24 protein-coding genes are annotated in these 15,090 nt (G+C 57.8%); 1 reads left to right on the forward strand and 23 read right to left on the reverse strand.

Features of this window, described 5'->3' with window-relative positions; all coding sequences use genetic code 11:
- Positions 1-9: 9 nt before the first annotated feature.
- The 14 genes from C7534_RS11180 to C7534_RS11245 all read right to left on the reverse strand — a co-directional run bounded on the left by C7534_RS11180 (position 10) and on the right by C7534_RS11245 (position 10,541).
- On the reverse strand, positions 10-657 hold the full coding sequence (locus C7534_RS11180; protein ID WP_109785790.1) for a phage tail protein: 648 nt from the start codon (positions 655-657) through the stop codon (positions 10-12).
- Between the two features lie 70 nt (positions 658-727).
- Positions 728-1,147, reverse strand: coding sequence for a phage tail terminator-like protein (locus tag C7534_RS11185; RefSeq protein WP_109785791.1), 420 nt, complete (start codon positions 1,145-1,147; stop codon positions 728-730).
- Positions 1,144-1,797, reverse strand: coding sequence for a hypothetical protein (locus C7534_RS11190; RefSeq protein WP_109785792.1), 654 nt, complete (start codon positions 1,795-1,797; stop codon positions 1,144-1,146). Before C7534_RS11190 ends, C7534_RS11185 begins: the two co-directional genes overlap by 4 nt.
- Positions 1,794-2,162, reverse strand: coding sequence for a hypothetical protein (locus C7534_RS11195; protein ID WP_109785793.1), 369 nt, complete (start codon positions 2,160-2,162; stop codon positions 1,794-1,796). The genes C7534_RS11190 and C7534_RS11195 overlap by 4 nt, the downstream gene beginning before the upstream one ends.
- 45 nt (positions 2,163-2,207) lie before the next feature.
- Positions 2,208-2,396 carry a hypothetical protein gene (locus tag C7534_RS11200; RefSeq protein WP_109785794.1) on the reverse strand — a complete coding sequence of 63 codons (189 nt, stop codon included), beginning with the start codon at positions 2,394-2,396 and terminating at the stop codon, positions 2,208-2,210.
- Between the two features lie 36 nt (positions 2,397-2,432).
- Entirely contained in the window at positions 2,433-2,936 is a 504-nt protein-coding gene (locus C7534_RS11205; RefSeq protein WP_109785795.1) for a DnaT-like ssDNA-binding protein, read from the reverse strand.
- Between the two features lie 61 nt (positions 2,937-2,997).
- Entirely contained in the window at positions 2,998-3,555 is a 558-nt protein-coding gene (locus C7534_RS11210) for a hypothetical protein (RefSeq protein WP_109785796.1), read from the reverse strand.
- 52 nt (positions 3,556-3,607) lie between these two features.
- The gene (locus C7534_RS11215) at positions 3,608-4,576 is read right to left on the reverse strand and encodes a major capsid protein (protein WP_109785797.1); all 969 of its coding nucleotides are present in this window, start codon (positions 4,574-4,576) and stop codon (positions 3,608-3,610) included.
- An 11-nt stretch (positions 4,577-4,587) separates the two neighbouring features.
- Entirely contained in the window at positions 4,588-5,298 is a 711-nt protein-coding gene (locus C7534_RS11220; protein WP_109785798.1) for a hypothetical protein, read from the reverse strand.
- Between the two features lie 132 nt (positions 5,299-5,430).
- A complete protein-coding gene (locus tag C7534_RS11225) occupies positions 5,431-5,787 on the reverse strand; it encodes a hypothetical protein (protein ID WP_218278077.1) in 357 nt (118 codons plus the stop codon).
- Between the two features lie 124 nt (positions 5,788-5,911).
- Entirely contained in the window at positions 5,912-7,000 is a 1,089-nt protein-coding gene (locus tag C7534_RS11230; RefSeq protein WP_109785799.1) for a minor capsid protein, read from the reverse strand.
- Positions 6,975-8,435 carry a DUF4055 domain-containing protein gene (locus C7534_RS11235; RefSeq protein ID WP_109785800.1) on the reverse strand — a complete coding sequence of 487 codons (1,461 nt, stop codon included), beginning with the start codon at positions 8,433-8,435 and terminating at the stop codon, positions 6,975-6,977. The genes C7534_RS11230 and C7534_RS11235 overlap by 26 nt, the downstream gene beginning before the upstream one ends.
- Positions 8,435-9,922, reverse strand: a complete 1,488-nt coding sequence (locus C7534_RS11240) for a terminase (protein ID WP_109785801.1) — start codon at positions 9,920-9,922, stop codon at positions 8,435-8,437. The genes C7534_RS11235 and C7534_RS11240 overlap by 1 nt, the downstream gene beginning before the upstream one ends.
- A 1-nt stretch (position 9,923) precedes the next feature.
- The gene (locus tag C7534_RS11245; RefSeq protein WP_109785802.1) at positions 9,924-10,541 is read right to left on the reverse strand and encodes a hypothetical protein; all 618 of its coding nucleotides are present in this window, start codon (positions 10,539-10,541) and stop codon (positions 9,924-9,926) included.
- An 84-nt stretch (positions 10,542-10,625) separates the two neighbouring features.
- Here C7534_RS11245 and C7534_RS11250 point away from each other — a divergent pair, with 84 nt between their 5' ends.
- Positions 10,626-11,180, forward strand: coding sequence for a hypothetical protein (locus C7534_RS11250; protein WP_109785803.1), 555 nt, complete (start codon positions 10,626-10,628; stop codon positions 11,178-11,180).
- An 11-nt stretch (positions 11,181-11,191) separates the two neighbouring features.
- On the opposite strand, the gene C7534_RS11255 is transcribed toward C7534_RS11250, so the two are convergent.
- The 9 genes from C7534_RS11255 to C7534_RS11295 form a co-directional block, all read right to left on the reverse strand.
- Positions 11,192-11,440 (reverse strand): hypothetical protein, encoded by a 249-nt coding sequence (locus tag C7534_RS11255; protein WP_109785804.1) that lies wholly within the window; start codon positions 11,438-11,440, stop codon positions 11,192-11,194.
- Positions 11,437-11,625 carry a hypothetical protein gene (locus C7534_RS11260; protein ID WP_109785805.1) on the reverse strand — a complete coding sequence of 63 codons (189 nt, stop codon included), beginning with the start codon at positions 11,623-11,625 and terminating at the stop codon, positions 11,437-11,439. Before C7534_RS11260 ends, C7534_RS11255 begins: the two co-directional genes overlap by 4 nt.
- Positions 11,626-11,814 carry a hypothetical protein gene (locus tag C7534_RS11265; RefSeq protein WP_109785806.1) on the reverse strand — a complete coding sequence of 63 codons (189 nt, stop codon included), beginning with the start codon at positions 11,812-11,814 and terminating at the stop codon, positions 11,626-11,628.
- Between the two features lie 458 nt (positions 11,815-12,272).
- Positions 12,273-12,467 (reverse strand): DUF7940 domain-containing protein, encoded by a 195-nt coding sequence (locus C7534_RS11270; protein WP_109785807.1) that lies wholly within the window; start codon positions 12,465-12,467, stop codon positions 12,273-12,275.
- A 3-nt stretch (positions 12,468-12,470) separates the two neighbouring features.
- A complete protein-coding gene (locus tag C7534_RS11275) occupies positions 12,471-12,800 on the reverse strand; it encodes a phage holin, lambda family (RefSeq protein WP_109785808.1) in 330 nt (109 codons plus the stop codon).
- Positions 12,801-13,017: 217 nt separating this feature from the next.
- Positions 13,018-13,281, reverse strand: coding sequence for a hypothetical protein (locus C7534_RS11280; RefSeq protein ID WP_109785809.1), 264 nt, complete (start codon positions 13,279-13,281; stop codon positions 13,018-13,020).
- Positions 13,282-13,405: 124 nt separating this feature from the next.
- The gene (locus tag C7534_RS11285) at positions 13,406-13,951 is read right to left on the reverse strand and encodes a hypothetical protein (RefSeq protein ID WP_109785810.1); all 546 of its coding nucleotides are present in this window, start codon (positions 13,949-13,951) and stop codon (positions 13,406-13,408) included.
- Positions 13,948-14,553, reverse strand: a complete 606-nt coding sequence (locus C7534_RS11290; protein ID WP_109785811.1) for a recombination protein NinG — start codon at positions 14,551-14,553, stop codon at positions 13,948-13,950. The genes C7534_RS11285 and C7534_RS11290 overlap by 4 nt, the downstream gene beginning before the upstream one ends.
- Entirely contained in the window at positions 14,550-15,020 is a 471-nt protein-coding gene (locus C7534_RS11295; RefSeq protein WP_109785812.1) for a hypothetical protein, read from the reverse strand. The genes C7534_RS11290 and C7534_RS11295 overlap by 4 nt, the downstream gene beginning before the upstream one ends.
- Between the last annotated feature and the right edge of the window lie 70 nt (positions 15,021-15,090).

Here is a 15,090-nt window from a genome sequence, read left to right on the forward strand (position 1 = left end):
GAAGATTCCTTACGTCAGGTATCGAGTTGGTGAGGCTTGCAGAGCCAGGGAGACGGTGCGGGTCAGGATGTTGCTTCGAGCAACCGCCGGCTGCAGCGAGAACGAGGTGTAGGCGCCGTAGTACAGCTTGTCGGTGCCAGGCAGGTTTAGGCGCGCGGCTTGGCAGGTCTGGCCGATGTCAGCAGCGCTCACGATGGGTACATAGGGTAGAGTCGGGTCGTCGGCAACGGTCAGGACCAGGCTGGCGGCGGCTTTGTCTGTCGGAAGCTGACGGCCTTGCTGATCCTCAAGAAAGACGATGTCCGCATAGTTCTGATCGCCGCCGGAGAACGCTACATCGGTGATCTGCGGGATCTGTACCCAGGTGAGCACTTTTTTCAAGCTGCCTACGCCCGAACCGACCGGGTAGATCGTGGTGCTGGTGGTGTCGATCGCTTCCAGGGTGATTGCGGTCGCGGTCGCAGCCTTGACGCGGACAACTTTGTTGTTTAGCGCGGTCCAGCCAGAGGTGACGAGCAGGATGTCACCGACGACCAGCGTGGCACCAACAACGGTGCAGATGGCTTCGGAGGCGTTGGAGATGGCCGAGAAAGGCAGAGCGGCAGCGTAGGTGGCGGCGTGTTCAAACGTCGCACCATTGGGGAGCTTGTAGCCCATGGGGTTTTCCTCTGTGCAGAAATGACAAAACCCGCTTAACGGCGGGTTCTGGGTTTGCCCAATAGGCGGATTAGGTTGTGGTGTCGGCTCGGTACTGGAATGAGACCGGCAACGCGAAGGCCGTGTTTTCTTGCTGCTCAGGTCCTGGATTTACAGGAGTCGCCACCTGTACAGCGAAGCCCGTCTTGACGAGCTGATCATTGAGCGGATAAAGCGCGGCCAGTTCGTCGGCCAGCCCCTCTGCTGCCCCAGTTCCACCGCCCGAGGGTGTCACGATCGTGATCTGAAACAACCCCGTGTACAGCCGATGAGCTCCAGCAAGGTCGTTGCTGTTCGTGCCCGCTGGTAGCAAGAATGCTCGAAGGTAAGTCTCGTTGGCCGCTGGAGCGAAGTCGACGTTTTGATAAGCAATGCGCAATACGGGACTACGCGCTGCCGCCCACGTCTTCAATCGTCCCTCAAGCAAGGACCGGATGATCTTGTGGCTCATACCTGATTATTCCTGATGGCTTCATCGACGATCTGCTGAAACCGCGCCAGCGTGATGCGGACCATGCCACCGGGTGCTTGTTTCGAATGACCGTACTCAAGTGGCACAGCGTACGGCAGGTTGTTCACCAGATACGCCGTCTGGCCGATGGTCAGCGACTGCACCTGAGCCCTCAGCACCGCCACCGAGACGTTGCCCGACGGGTCGATCTGATCGACCACACCGTCGGCAGGGGTATCAATCGAGAACTGCCAGTTCCCGCGGAACCGCCCGCCCACGTAGTCCTTGCCCGCGACCAAGCCGTTCACGTTGAAGTTCTGATCGCGTTCGGTCTTAGTCAGTGGCTTAGCGTACTTCACGCTGCGCTTTAGGTTGCCGCCCTTCGTGAAATTACTGGGCGTTAGCGACTTGATGACGTTGCGCACTTCGACGTGTGCGTCATAAGCATCAGCCGCCGCGGTGTTAGTTTGGCGATGCGCAACGTTGGCCGCCCAAATCTCAGGGTTGCCCACCGGTGACATGCGGATAACACTGCTGCCGATCTCGATTACGATCTCGCGGAAGGTGGCATCAAGCCCTGATTTGGCTTGCTCGGCGAACTGGCGGATGTTTTCAGCAAAGCTGCCGTTAAGGCCTGAGTATTTGCTCATGACCGCACCTGCAATTCATACAGAATCGGCGTGCCGGCCGGGTTGATCTCCTTCAGCGGAGGGACAATTGACCAGGTACGACCTTGAACGATTACTTTGTTCAGTAAGCCCGGCACCCACGCCAACCCCTGCGCGGCGATCTTGAGCTTCTTGTCGCCCTGCTTGATGAGGCTGTTGTTCTGGAATTCTTGGCCGGTGAAGTCGATCAGCATGCCTTGGGCGGTCTGATCGATCACGGTGTCGGGTGGCGCGGAACCGGCTTCGGGGTCGTACTCGCCGACGGTAGTTGCACGGATGATCACGGGCTGGCCGAACTCGGTGATCATATCCAGAGCCAGCGTGGCCATTTCGTCGTAGAAGGCCATTGTGGCTCCAGATGTGAAAAGCCCAGCACTGCGGCTGGGCTCTATTCAGTTGAAATTCCTGAGGCGTCGAGCCTCAAGCATTTTATCGGCGATTTCTCCAGCAGCCTTTATTAGGCTGTTCCGATAAGAATCAGTATTCCCGCCAGTTGCGTTCTCTTTCGCATGCTCAAGAGCCGCTACAAAGTAAATATCCCAAGCCTGCAGCTCGGATGCAGTTTTAGCTTTAACAGACATGACTCTCTTCCTTTAGATGGAAGTAAAACGCTACCACTAAGCCCTCACGGCAAACAACCCGCGCTTTTGAAGGTAGTCAGCGAACTGCGTGGCGCTTGGTCGATCAGGCGCCGCCGGCAACAGTTTTCCGCTGGTGTTCAGGATCGTGGCGTACTCACGCGTTACCGCGCCTTCGACACGCTCCAGCGTCACCGCGCCTTTGCGCTTCTCTGGCGGGTCGATGTCGTCAGCATGAATCTCTGAGGCCAAGGCCATCTGGCCGTATTCGATGCGCGCCGGAAGGTAGTTGTCAGGCTTGATTTCGCAATCAAGTTCAACGCCCCGTCGAGGCCAGGCCAATGCTTGATCACTGCTGGTCTTGCGCCCTTTCCAAGTCATGCCATCCATCGCCAAGGCGGCCCGGCGCAACAGTGCTTCCTGTGCAGGTACATCCACAGGAATGACCACGCCAAACTTGCCGGCGTAAATGACCAGGTCCGCGGCGCTTGCGTAGCTTTCGGCGTCAGGCTTGCTGGTGCCGTCCTCGATGATGAGTGTCATTGATCAACTCGCAGGAATGAGCTTTGAATGATTGGCCACCGAATGATCGGCAGCCGCAGTATCACGCCTTGGGCAGGTCAGCGACGAGCCTTTCCAAGGATTCTTTTGAGGCGTTCGCGCGGTAGCTCACGCCAGCCTTATCGAGCGAAGCCTTCAGAGCGTCTACTTCCTGCCCTTCGCCCGCCCTCAACTCTGCGAGCTCGTTACGCAGCCTTTCATTTTCTGCCGCGAGGTCATCACGCGCATCGGCCAGATCTACCATCTGTAGGCGGATGCCGTCGAGCGCCTGAAACAGTCGGATCGCGAGCTCACCGGCTTCCGGTTTTTCAATCTCGCCGGCGTCGAGCCCATCAATGACAGCACGGATCGTATCGCTTTCGATCTGGAGCTTGCCAATCAGCTCTTCCAGCACGACTTTGTCGTCGCCCGCTACAGCCACCACCAGAGGCGCCGCCACTTCCTTCAGCGTCACTACGGGTGCGGTCTCAGTTGCGCCGTCACGACTGTCCGTCACGTTGGCATCGACGATGATCAGGCCCGCCTTCTTGGCAATGGCCTTCACGTCATCCTCATAGCGGTGGAACGGACCCGGCAGATACCAGATGTTGTTATCAGTCATCACTGTCACTCCGCTGGGCCAGGGCACAAGGCCCCGGCTCAGTTGTTGATGGTTACTTGGCAGCGTCACCGATCAAGGCCACACCGGCGGTGTCCTTGATGCTGGTGGCGGTCTTGTCCCAGTTGGTGCCGGTAGCCAGCGCCGCACTGGTAGGCGACTTGCCGCCGTTAGCCACATCCCAGGTGTAACCCTTCAGGCCCATGCCGAAGGAGTAGTCGACCTGAATGGTGGTTTCGATGCGGGTTTGGCCGTTGGTGGTCTGGACGTTCGAGATGATGTCTCGGCTGTCGTGGACCAATGCCGCACCAGCCGCGAGGCTGAGGATGATTTCCTTGTTCGGGGTGCCGGTCTGCATCAGCGCAGGGGCATCCGTCACGATGGAGGTCTTGCCGAGGATGTCGACCACGCGCACGTTGCCAGCCTCGAACAGGTTGTTGGCGTTGGCCAGGCCTTGACCTACCAGCTTGTGCCAGGTGCTGCCCTGCATCACTTGGGCAACCAGGCTCTGACTGGCATCGCCGAATTTGGCGTGCGAGTTGTTCAGGGCCGACTGGGTGATGCCAAGGGTGGCCGACACGTCGTTGGTTGCAGCGGCTTGGGCGGTGATCGCGGCAACCAGCGCAGCGATTGCGGTGTTCAGCTGATCCTTCAGCAGGATCTCGGCGAAGGCCTTCGAGGCGACTTCGATACCCTGAACGGTTGGGCGTTGCAGCCAGGTCATTTGCGACGGCTCGTAACGTACCGGGCCGAAACCGCCAGCCACTTTGACAGTGGTGTTTTGCAGCTCGGTCAGGTCGACCGGAGTCACCGCGGCTTGCGCAGCGTAGCGGTTCACGCGCCGTTGAGCAGCGCCAAGGTTCTGGAAGAACGACTGCTGCAGGAAGTCGCCGGTGAAGCCATCAGGCGACAACACGATAGCGCCATTGCTCGCGGCGTTGAATGCTTCAAGCATTTGATCGAGGGTTTCCAGAGTCGCCGGCATGACGTACTCGTTGAAAACCTGCATTTGGGACAGGGACATGGATTATTCCTTTACTTGAGAGGGAGATCAGAGAACCGGGAGGCGATCGCCGCCGTACGCTCTGCTTTGGTACCGCCGATATTTCCTTTCGGGGCCCCGCCCCCACCACCTGCACCGCCGGCCCCGCCGCCTGATGCTTTGCTACCCGCGATCAGTGGCGCGAAGGCCACGTCGTTTGCGAATTCTGCTTTCAGCTCATCCAGCGTTGCCGCCGAGAGCTTGCCCTGCTGGTCGAGCACGACCACGACAGGCTTCCCATCGCGCTGCTCGACGCTCAGACGGCGCTCTATGTGCGGCAACAGGGCTTTTGCACTGCCTGGGATTGCCAGGGCAGACGCAATGTCAGTAGCGGTACGGCCGACGGTCAGATCCCGGATCTGAGTGCTCAGCGTTCCACGCTCCTGTTCCAGCATGCCGTTCAGCTCAGCTTCGCGGCGGTTGTACTTCTCGGACCAGGACTTTTCGAGCTCTTCGACGTTGCCGGACTTGCGGGCGTTTTCTTCACGCTCCAGTCGCGCCTGGTCCTCGGCGTCCTTGCGCGCCTTGTCGGCGGCCTTCTTCTCGTCCAGCAGCTCCTGGACCTTGGATTTCAGGCCGGATACGTCTTCCGGCTGTGGCAGGCCTTCAATACCGAGGACAAACTTTCCTTCCTTCTCGGTGTAGAGCGATTTAACGGAGTCATCGAGGCCGTCCAGAGTGTCCAGCTGATACTTCAAGCCCATTTGTTTGTCTCCCAGAGACGATTTGCAGGCCCTGCCCGCAGATATGAAAAAGCCCCGTCATAGACGAGGCCTGAGTGAATCGCGTGCATAAAAAAGCCCCGGCGGATGCCAGGGCTCTGTTGATCGATAAAGCTAGTTGCAGATAGTTGAGTTACCTATCTGGGTACAAGTGGTTCCGTCGGAACCAATAATAGTGTTTCCGACTCTGGTCGCAGACGAACCGTCAGAGTTGATCATCGTATTTCCGATCTGCGTACTGGTCCCACCGTTGGAGTTGAATGTGGTATTCCCGATGCGCGTGGCGGTTGAGCCGTCAGAGCCTATGGTGGTATTCCCTACTTGGGTATAGGTGGTGCCATCTGACCCGTACACCGAATTACCAATGTTGTTGTAGTTCGTGTTCGGCTGACCGTAGATGTAGCCTTGGGCGCTGGCAGTTGCGGCAGCAGTGGCGATCAGAAGTGACGTGGCGATAACATGCCATTTCATGGAATAGCTCCCTAAGTGATATCAGGAAGCTATCAGATGCGTTCGATGCGTACAATCCAGGCTGGACCAGTAGCACTCCGCCCGTCAGCAGGCGCCCGACGAGATCACCGCCCTTGCCCTGACATTAGTTAATACCCGCCCTCTCGAACGCCAGAGGCTCAAGAGCCTTCATCTGTATAAGGGTCAGAGGTGAAAAGTTGCGATCAAGCTGCAGCTCGGAGAACCGCTCGATACTTAGGCCGCCTTCGCGAAACAGCTTGGCGCGGACCGGGCCAATGGCCTTGTCCTGAAACGCTGCCGGCTGTTGCTTGAGCCAGTCGTAGTAGCTGAGGTCTGCCCTTACCTGCTGAGCGCCGCCATCACCGATGGATGCTCGCGTGGCGCCCTCGGCAAAGAGCGCACTGAAACGGGTCACCGCCACCACCGTCGAGCGACAGTTGATGTGGATCGGCGGTCGTGGCCCCTCGGTCAATTTGAACCGGCGCTTATCAAGCGTCCGGCACTGACTGGTCGTTTTCGTGTCCAGCGTGCTAACCCATTCCACCGCCTGCACAACGTCGGAGTTCTCTTTCAGCGTCTCCATGCGCGCCTGGGTGGCGACGTGTTGCACGGCAGTTCGCACTACCGCGCCGGCGTTCCGGTTGGTCGTGGCCAGGATCCCGTCGTTGTACTGGAGCGCCTTGGTCCCGCGGATGTTCTTGATGATCTGGAAGTTGGTTTGGCCTTCGAAGAAGCCTTGCCGGATCACGCCTGTGAGGCGCTGTCGTTCGGTGGTGGTAAAGCCATCAATGAAAGTCTTGAGCAGCTTTCCGCCGTCTGCACCACGCACGCTGAGCGGGTTCGTGAGGATGGCCGCCCTGATTGCCGTAACACCGGGCACCGCTGCATCAAACGAGACGCCCACCGGCGCCCCGCGGGTCAGGCTGGTAGCCTCGAACTCGGCCTCATAGTTGGCGATGTCGATCAGGTCGAGGTTCAGCTTCTCGCTGTACCGGTCAAAGATGCCCAGCAGCAGGCTATCCACCTCACTCAGCAACCGCTCCAGCCGAGCAACGGTGTAATCCGTCAGGTCGATACGGGTGAGTCGCTCACGGATCGAGCGATCAATCTCCTTGAGGAAAGGTCCGAACTTGGCAACCTCCCCCGACTTGAGTTGCTCGAGGAAGACCGCGTGCCGAATCGTGGCATCAAGGATTGCCTGGTTGGCCGCCATTTGAATTTACCTCAGCATCATCCAGGTTCGGCCCGGGGTTCTCGGTTTCCAGTTCATCGCGAATCTGATCGTCGGTCTTCTCGGGATTGATAACCCCGCGATCGCGCAGGTACTGCCAGAAGTCAGACGACGGTAACTTACCGCCCTGCACCGCATTGAACAGGCTAGTGAGGATCGTTGCGTCCAAGGAGATCTGGCTGAAGTCCTGGTTCAGCTTGTAGACCACTTCGCCTGGAGCGTTCACGAACTCAGCCATCCAGACCAGACACTGGCTGTAGGCTTCGCTGACGTTGCTGACCACCAGCGAAAGGACGCTGTGTTCCGCTGCGCTGTCATTGTCGGCCTGGGTCGCGGTCTTCACCGCACTGCCCCGCTCGATCAGCCGCGCTCCGAGCGACACCATGTCCTCTTTCTTGCTGTCCATGGCTTCTTTGGCCACGGCGTTCGGCTGAGCCTGCATCATCCCGCAGGCGCCACCTTGCGGGAGCAGCCAAGGTGCACGCGATCCAAGGAAGATGCCGTCAGCTTCCAGATGGTCGCGCCATTGATCGCTGAGCCCGGACATCCAAGGCTGAGGCTGACCCACCAGGTAGGCAGCCTCTTCGTAGTCCGCGCTGTTGCGGTAATGACCGATGTTGATTTCGGCCATGTCGTAAAGCGGCGAATCGTCGATGCTGGTGTCGTTATTCTCGCTACCCAGGAACTGGAACGGGATCACCTTCCATTGCTGGCCCGCGCCATTCAGTGGAGAGAAAGGAGCAGTGACCATCAAAGTCGCGCTGCTGCCCTCTTCCCAAACTTCCTGCGTGTAGACCCCGGCCGCATCAAGCCGCAGCACTCGATATTGCACAACCTGCTCACTGCCGAAACCGTCATCTGTATCAACGTCCACCGTTTCGCGCAGCACGACCAGACTCAGCAGATGCTGACTGCCGACCTTGCGCGTCTTCCAGTTGATGATCGACTCCGCCGAGTAGCTGGCAACGCTGGCCCGGGCGCGGCCGGCTTGTTCATCCGCCTTGCTGACGGTGCCAGACTTCACAGCGGCGTAATCCACCAGCAACCCGTGACGACCGACCTCAAGCAAATGCCCGATGACCGATTGCGACTGCTGGTAAATGCTCACGCCCTGCCCGTCGATGTCCTTCGACACGTAGTCGAGAGCGCCGGGAACGGTCAGCGTTGGCCAGGTACGGAACACCGCCCCCACCAGACTGTGCTTCGTTCGGCCTGTGGCGTTGTAGAACACCGCACGTTTCTTGTACGCGTCGTAGCGATCCTTGTTGTCCTGACTGATGTCGGACGCATTCGGTCGCGGCAAGTAGTAGTCGCCAGCAGCTTTGATGGTTTCCGAGCCTTTGCAGACGTCGCGCACCAAGCGCCAGCGGTTTTGTGCCGCCTTGTACTCAGGACGGGTGAAAGTGACGTCGCTCATCAGCGTGCAAACCCCATTTTGATTTTGGTTGCCGGCTTCCTGGCGCTCTTCGCGACAGCGAAGTACCTGAATCCGTCTGAGCCGTGAGAGGTCCAGTCATGAAGCGGCTTGTCTTTCCAACAGCCGCGTTTGTCGTCCCATTCCTTCCGGTAGTTCTCGATGCAGTTGATGCCCTGCTCGCACTTCGATTCGTCGAACACGCAGAAAGGAAGTATCTCCCGTACTGCCTCGATTCCGTCGTTGATGCCGATCCTTGGAACCACCTGGAACGTCATGCAGTACTTCTGCCCGTCGATCTCATAGCCCTCTTGGGCCAGTTCTCGTCGGGTCTTGGCATCGCTGCCAAACTCTCGGTTGTCGATGTCGTGCGGGCCCCAATGCTCGGAATAGGTGTAGCCCTTGTCCTTGAGCACCTTCATGTAATGCCGCAGGCCTTCGCCTGAGTTCTCGTAGTAATCGATGACGTGGTATTCGGTGCCGACCTGGCGTACGAACCAGATGGCCGTGGAGTCACCGACACCGATGTCCCAAAAGGTCATCACCGGCAGATGGCTGTTGTTCGGTATCGCGCCGATGCGTTGCTGGGCGTAAAGCTTGGTCAGTTGCTGCGCGTAGTAGGCGCCCTCAACCGACTGCTGGAAGGCTTCGACAGGAATGGACGGGTATTCCCGCTTCATGTCGTCGCCGAGCGTCTTCTCCTTGGCCGCGTACCAGGCGCGCTGGCCGTCGTTCGTGACGATCCCGTGCTTGGCGTGCAACTCGTTGAAGTAATCGGTCAGGCGCTGCGGAATAACCACGTCAGTCGGGTCAAGCCAGTAGGCCTTGTTCTTCCACCAGGAGAAGAAGAAAAACTTCCAGTCCAGCAGGCCCAGCGGCACGCCGGCCAGCAACTGGCGCTCAGCACTCTGCGAGTAATCGAAAAAGTAGCCAGCCCGGCCTTCCGCCGTTGACTCGATCGTGACGAAGCAGTCGGTGGCTACGGCCTCAAAGGCGCCGGTGACAATCTCACGGGCCTTGTGTGGAAATTTGGCGCAGATCTTCCCGAACTCGGACACATGCAGGTAGCGCAGCGTGCCGCCCCGGAAGGACGTGGAAACGTAGATCGAGCCGCCCTTACTGAACACCAGTTCGCCGGCGGCGTCGTTGCTCGCCGGGTTGGCTGCACGAATTTCTTTGGGCAGGTTGTCGTAGGCGAACTTCACCTTCTCCCGGAACAGGCGCTTGGCGTCGTTCAGGGTGTGAGCAATCAGTGCGCACTTCGCAGACTCGAACAGAGCCGCGTCCAATTGGATGATGCAGCACTCGGTGGTAAAGCCGAGCTGGCGAGCCTTCAGGATGATGTTCCGCGTGTGCATCCCGTCGAAGTATTCGATCTGCTCGTCCGTCATCCGGAAGCGGACCTTTTTGCCCTGCTTGTCCGTGATGAAGTAGAGATTGTTCAGGCGCCAACGCTTGTCCCGGAGCAGCTTCAAGTGCTCGGGCTTCATGTCAGGCTTCCTTCGATAGATCGTCCATCAGTTTCGATAGCTCGTCGGCGTCATCGCCGCCAGCTTTCGTATCCAGGTCGTAAGCTTGGCGCTCCAAAGCAACCAGCGTTTTGAGTGTCTCGGCCAACTCCTTCATGGTCTTGGTCCGCGATGGGAGTGCGCCGATCTTGTTGGCCAGTGCCAACATGTCAGCCATTGCCTCGCCGTCTTCCTGATCGCCTTCCTTGAACTGCTTGATCAGAGACTTGATTGTCCCCTGCTCATCGGTGAGCGATTCCAGCTCATCCAGCAGCTTGTTGGCCAGGCGCCGAGAGCGGCCAATGTCTGTTCGGTGGGCCATGCGAATGTCTGCAATGACCTCAGCATTCGCCTCTACGATTCCACGCTCAGTTGCCAGCGTCTCCGTGGAAACCTTGCTGGAAACCTCTCGTTTGGAAACCAGTGAATCAGCCTTTGCCTTGATCTTGGCCTTAAGGTCTCGCTCCCAACCTTCCGCCTTCGAGCGCTTGTTAATTGCTGTATGAGACACGCCACATGCTGAGGCGATCTCACGTACCGAGAGCAGACCAGCCCGGAAGAGCTGTTCAATGCGCTCCCAGTCAGGTTGCTTGGTTGTCATGGGATCACTCTGAAGCTTGAAATAGTGGCGGGTTGCCGGTATCAGTACGCGCCGTGTGGAGTGGTGCCAGAGAGAATTTAAGGAATGAGCATTAAAAAACCCCAAGCTGACTTCGAGTACATGCACGGACTTCTCAAGGATTTTTTTAAGCGCCGCAACATTCGGTCAGCGTTAAGGGTCATCGACGAGCAGGAAATCACAGGCTGGGAAATTTGGTTTCAAGTCGAATTCGCTCGTTTTCTAGCCGAGCATATTTCCGAACCTGTATGGGAGCGGGAGTGCGCAGTGGAATTTGACTATCGCAGAGAAGAACTACGGTACTTTTTCAAGCCAGACTTCATCATCAGGAAGAAGCATTGGGTGCGAGAGCGTTTTGTCGCGCTGGAAATAAAGCAACACACTCAGCTTGGAAATTGCCTTACAAACATGGTTGCCGACCTAGCCAAAGTTGCCAAAATTCGAAAGTCAGAGCTAGATTTGAGATCAATTTGGGCACTTGGCATTTTCCCTTCCGACCAAGAAGCTGATGTTAGAGAGATGATCGAGGCGAAGCTCGAAGGGGTAGGACAAACATACTATGAAGCGAGGACGGCGACGGAGCGTATCCCGCGGACAGCGTTCAGCTATGCACTGTTTTGAGAAGGGACGGCTTACTCCTGCCCTATTAGCACATCAATAAGCTTCTGCTCACCCAGACGCATTGCACCCAAGCACTGCAAGTCGTCGCACTTAGGCCCCAACCCGAATACCGTCACCTCGCCTTTCGGGCCGATGATGGTCAACGCTCCAACAGTGCAATCCGGATGCACACCCGCATCGAGATCATCAGCAATCTTGCGAAGGGTTTTGGCAGCGTCGCGCCAACCCTCACGCTTGAACTCAACGATCTTCATGCTCATGCGGTCACTCGCTCTATCCATTCTTCAATGATTCGGCGAACCACTGGCTCGGTCAGGATGCTTGAGGGCTTGTCGCCCGATACAACTTCGTGCACCAGCGCCAGAGAAATAACATGTACGCCGTCATTAGCCGAAACCGTCAGGTGTGGTCGATGGTCAGCCAGGTCGTGAATCTCTGCGGCCATTCAACTCACCATGATGTTTGTCTGCATCTGGGCGTGCCCGTGCAAGATGGATATGACCAAGCCCTGAGGCAGGCCGGCAGCCTTGGCGACGTCAATTGCTTTGGCAATGGAGCTATCCAGGTCAATGACAGCGGTGTTGATCGCAGGACTCAGTGGCAATGCGTGATGCAGGCGAGTGACGTTGCTCATGCCCTTCTCCAATGTCGCGACACGATTTACTGATTCGCGAAAGGTGTCGCGCCGATCGCTTTGTCCAATTTCCCAAAATCGCCATTCATCCACCTTCCTTGATAAATAACCATCAGGGATTAAGGTGTATGGATTAGCCAATAGGGGGCCAGATCATGGGGGAAGTCTTCATCGTGCAAAAGCGACCTGCCTACGGTGTTTCGAATGGTTTCTACTATCGAATCGTCGACATCCACACAGGGGAAGCGCTGAATCGAAACTTCTCACAGGCTGTACAGGCAGAAGTCCATTGCCGCAACCTGAATGAAGCACTTTCTCGCCCCGCCACAACTGACACTTATGGTGTCAACCTAGCGCCAGATTGGTAATTTATGGAAGGCCTGCAGCCTTGTCGGCCTTGATCGCTGCGCCCACATCAGGCGGTAGCGGCAGAGCGTGATGCAGCCGGGTTACGGCGCTCACTTGCTCAGCTTCGGTTGCAGGATCACCCGGGCAATCATCACCAGCAGGCCAAGCACGCCATAGGCCACCGGTGGCAGTACGGCTTGCAGTTGCGGCATAAGCTGTTCGGCGATGCCCAGGGCAGCGATAACGCCACCCGCCTGAACGCTGGTCATACTCAGCGCTTGTTTCCAGTTGTCGATCAGGTGCATGGGTCACTCCTGCCGCTTGGGCAATTTGAAGTCGGTGAATCGGTCGGCCAAGGCGGCAACCTTCTTTACGCCCAAGGTGCCAATAACAGCGCCGACAGCAGCTGCAAGACTCGATGGCAGGTTGAAGTATTCGAGCAGCGGGAATGCCCCGGCCGTGATCGCACCGCACAGGCAGGATTCCAACAGAGCCTGTCGTCTTCCTCCGCCACCGTAGATGACGCGCAAGAATGCGATCCAGCACGACAGCGCTGCCGCATAGAACATCGGGGAGTGCTGGCTGAGCCAGGCCATGACGATGAGCCAGGTGTCTGGTTTGTCAGGCATGTTTGGCATCTCGGTTCCTCCCCGTCAGGGAGTTGGGAGTACGGCAGGCAATGACCTGCGGATTTGAATCGGCCCCAGCAGCACTCCCAGCTCAGAGCGATGGGCGTGGTGGAGCCGAAAACGAAAAAGCCCCAGCAGATGCTGAGGCTTGGAATAGGTGTTGGACGAATTGCGGAAACGAAAAAAGCCTGGCGGTTAATCCGGCTTCATGAATCGTTATGCGATTTCATGTCGACCTAGCGAACGAGTTCCACTCTTCAATAGCATTATCGGCTGCCGACTTGTGCTTTCGAATGGCGTCCTGCTGCTCCTCTACGAAGTCAGTGATGCAGGATTTGTACTCCTCCACCTCCGCGTTGAACTGGTCGCGCTGATACTGATCTGCAAACTCGTAAGGAATATCTGGCTGGTTGCAGTTATGCGAGGGCTCGAAAGAGTCAGCAAACGCTAATGGCGAGAGAAACATTCCGAGAAGTAAGAGAGTTCGCATCTTCCTTTGCCTCCCATGAAAAAGCCCGACTTTATGCCGGGCTTTACTGTGCAACCTCAACGCGCAAGATCGACAGGATGGTCAAATACTCTCTCACTTTCTCACTCATTGCAATGGCTATTTGCTACGCCGCGCAACTTTCGATCAGTCCCTCTGTGTCGAGTAGTTCCTGAGTTGCTGTGAGCGCCTCGTTCACCTGGTCATCCAGTGCTTTACGGATGTTCGATCGCCACCGATACCGGGTCGACTCCGGCTTGCCGTCGTTGTCCCAATTGGTGATGTCGTACCACGCCGCAGGCAGGACCGCGGCGGAACGCTTGCCCTCGGCTCCGGCCACTTGAGGAATTGCCCAGGTCAGCACCGCGCACTCACGGAAGCGTTGCGGCGCTGGAGACTGCGCCGTCTTGATCAGCTCAAGGATCGCCCCATGCTTGCGCTCAGCGTGGGTGGAGTACTTCGCCACAAGCGCCCGCCAGTGCGCCGCCGACAGAGACTTGTGCAACCGACCGAACACCCAGCAGTCGGTGAGGAATGCAGCCTCCTTGCCGACGATCTCGCCCTTCTGCTTCGCGCACTGCACCTTGGGCTCAAAGTCACAGCCACCGGCGGAGTTGATGGTCTCGGCGGCAAGCGCCCGAACAACTGCGGATACCACATTGCGATAAGTCATGCTGCTCTCCCCTTCAGCTCTCTTGTCTTTGCCCGGTATTCAGCCTTAATGGCCTTGATCTCTTCGACGGTATACTTGCGCGCTTCATGAGGCCCTTCAATCCAAGCGACCTTCTCGGCACCGATACGCAGCACCAAGCGAATGCGGTACTCCACGGCGTTGCCGGACAGGTTCCGATTGCACTTCACGCATTGGCGGTGGATGTTCAGAAGTTCGAAGCGCAGCTCTGGGCAGGCGCCAACCGATCGGTAGTGCCCGGCGTCCCACCGGCTGCCGGTAATCAAGTCGTGGTCGCTGGGGCACGAGTCGCAGCTGATGCAAGGCAGGTGAGCGTCACGCATGCGCACGTACTCGTTCACCGCGGCCTGGGCTTCGCGCAGATGTTCCGCTCGACTCTTCAGCCTCTCCTTACGAACCTTGATCTCCTTGCGCTCGATCTGAGCCAGCGACTTGCGCGCCCTCTCCTGATTCACATGCTTGATGGCCAAACCGCAGGTAAAGCTGCAAACCTTCTGCGCGGTATTGAAGGTCGGCGTGAAGTCCTCACCACAAGCAGGGTTTGCGCACTTCTTCGGCTTCGGTTTGCTTGATGGAAGACTCATGCAGCCTCCTTGCTTAGCAGATCGGTGAAGACAACGCCCTGCCCGGTGAAAAACGCGGCGATACGGTCGGTGTACTGGATGCCCTGGGCGCGGTTGAACAGACTGGTAACGGGGAAGCCGTCGGGGCCGAACAGCTTGCATTCACCCATCATGACCAGCTTCTCCTCGTAGGGCAGATGGCGCATGACCCGGTACCACGCTGCCTGAAACCCTGAGTCCTCGTTCAGCAGGATCTGCACGCCGAAGTGCAGCTTGCAGTAGCGACGAGCATCGGCTGCATCGCCGATCGGGGTCATCTCGGCGATGCGCTTGTACATCCCAAACCACAGCGAGTTCTGATCGAGCGTGCGATCCTTGCCCGGGCGCAGGGACACAACGACGAACTTCTTATCGCGGTACATGGCGGTCAGGCTGGTGATGGCCTCGGTGAGTTTGGCCTGGCAGTTGACGCTTATCTTGTCAGTCATTGGGTCACCGCCATGGTGATCAGGACGCAGAACACGCCGACGGAGAAGCCCGCCAGAGTACAAACCACTT

It is taken from the genome of Pseudomonas sp. OV226 (assembly GCF_003148705.1).
Classification (GTDB): domain Bacteria; phylum Pseudomonadota; class Gammaproteobacteria; order Pseudomonadales; family Pseudomonadaceae; genus Aquipseudomonas.

What these genes read in the sequence shown, in the direction of transcription:
- C7534_RS11200 (WP_109785794.1), bottom strand. Translation starts at nt 2,396, where the DNA reads ATGTCTGTTAAAGCTAAAACTGCATCCGAGCTGCAGGCTTGGGATATT.
- C7534_RS11260 (WP_109785805.1), bottom strand. Translation starts at nt 11,625, where the DNA reads ATGGCCGCAGAGATTCACGACCTGGCTGACCATCGACCACACCTGACG.
- C7534_RS11245 (WP_109785802.1), bottom strand. Translation starts at nt 10,541, where the DNA reads ATGACAACCAAGCAACCTGACTGGGAGCGCATTGAACAGCTCTTCCGG.
- C7534_RS11205 (WP_109785795.1), bottom strand. Translation starts at nt 2,936, where the DNA reads ATGACACTCATCATCGAGGACGGCACCAGCAAGCCTGACGCCGAAAGC.
- C7534_RS11275 (WP_109785808.1), bottom strand. Translation starts at nt 12,800, where the DNA reads ATGCCAAACATGCCTGACAAACCAGACACCTGGCTCATCGTCATGGCC.
- C7534_RS11250 (WP_109785803.1), top strand. Translation starts at nt 10,626, where the DNA reads ATGAGCATTAAAAAACCCCAAGCTGACTTCGAGTACATGCACGGACTT.
- C7534_RS11280 (WP_109785809.1), bottom strand. Translation starts at nt 13,281, where the DNA reads ATGCGAACTCTCTTACTTCTCGGAATGTTTCTCTCGCCATTAGCGTTT.
- C7534_RS11290 (WP_109785811.1), bottom strand. Translation starts at nt 14,553, where the DNA reads ATGAGTCTTCCATCAAGCAAACCGAAGCCGAAGAAGTGCGCAAACCCT.
- C7534_RS11215 (WP_109785797.1), bottom strand. Translation starts at nt 4,576, where the DNA reads ATGTCCCTGTCCCAAATGCAGGTTTTCAACGAGTACGTCATGCCGGCG.
- C7534_RS11195 (WP_109785793.1), bottom strand. Translation starts at nt 2,162, where the DNA reads ATGGCCTTCTACGACGAAATGGCCACGCTGGCTCTGGATATGATCACC.
- C7534_RS11265 (WP_109785806.1), bottom strand. Translation starts at nt 11,814, where the DNA reads ATGAGCAACGTCACTCGCCTGCATCACGCATTGCCACTGAGTCCTGCG.
- C7534_RS11220 (WP_109785798.1), bottom strand. Translation starts at nt 5,298, where the DNA reads ATGGGCTTGAAGTATCAGCTGGACACTCTGGACGGCCTCGATGACTCC.
- C7534_RS11230 (WP_109785799.1), bottom strand. Translation starts at nt 7,000, where the DNA reads ATGGCGGCCAACCAGGCAATCCTTGATGCCACGATTCGGCACGCGGTC.
- C7534_RS11190 (WP_109785792.1), bottom strand. Translation starts at nt 1,797, where the DNA reads ATGAGCAAATACTCAGGCCTTAACGGCAGCTTTGCTGAAAACATCCGC.
- C7534_RS11210 (WP_109785796.1), bottom strand. Translation starts at nt 3,555, where the DNA reads ATGACTGATAACAACATCTGGTATCTGCCGGGTCCGTTCCACCGCTAT.
- C7534_RS11295 (WP_109785812.1), bottom strand. Translation starts at nt 15,020, where the DNA reads ATGACTGACAAGATAAGCGTCAACTGCCAGGCCAAACTCACCGAGGCC.
- C7534_RS11225 (WP_218278077.1), bottom strand. Translation starts at nt 5,787, where the DNA reads ATGAAATGGCATGTTATCGCCACGTCACTTCTGATCGCCACTGCTGCC.
- C7534_RS11285 (WP_109785810.1), bottom strand. Translation starts at nt 13,951, where the DNA reads ATGACTTATCGCAATGTGGTATCCGCAGTTGTTCGGGCGCTTGCCGCC.
- C7534_RS11240 (WP_109785801.1), bottom strand. Translation starts at nt 9,922, where the DNA reads ATGAAGCCCGAGCACTTGAAGCTGCTCCGGGACAAGCGTTGGCGCCTG.
- C7534_RS11185 (WP_109785791.1), bottom strand. Translation starts at nt 1,147, where the DNA reads ATGAGCCACAAGATCATCCGGTCCTTGCTTGAGGGACGATTGAAGACG.
- C7534_RS11180 (WP_109785790.1), bottom strand. Translation starts at nt 657, where the DNA reads ATGGGCTACAAGCTCCCCAATGGTGCGACGTTTGAACACGCCGCCACC.
- C7534_RS11270 (WP_109785807.1), bottom strand. Translation starts at nt 12,467, where the DNA reads ATGCACCTGATCGACAACTGGAAACAAGCGCTGAGTATGACCAGCGTT.
- C7534_RS11255 (WP_109785804.1), bottom strand. Translation starts at nt 11,440, where the DNA reads ATGAGCATGAAGATCGTTGAGTTCAAGCGTGAGGGTTGGCGCGACGCT.
- C7534_RS11235 (WP_109785800.1), bottom strand. Translation starts at nt 8,435, where the DNA reads ATGAGCGACGTCACTTTCACCCGTCCTGAGTACAAGGCGGCACAAAAC.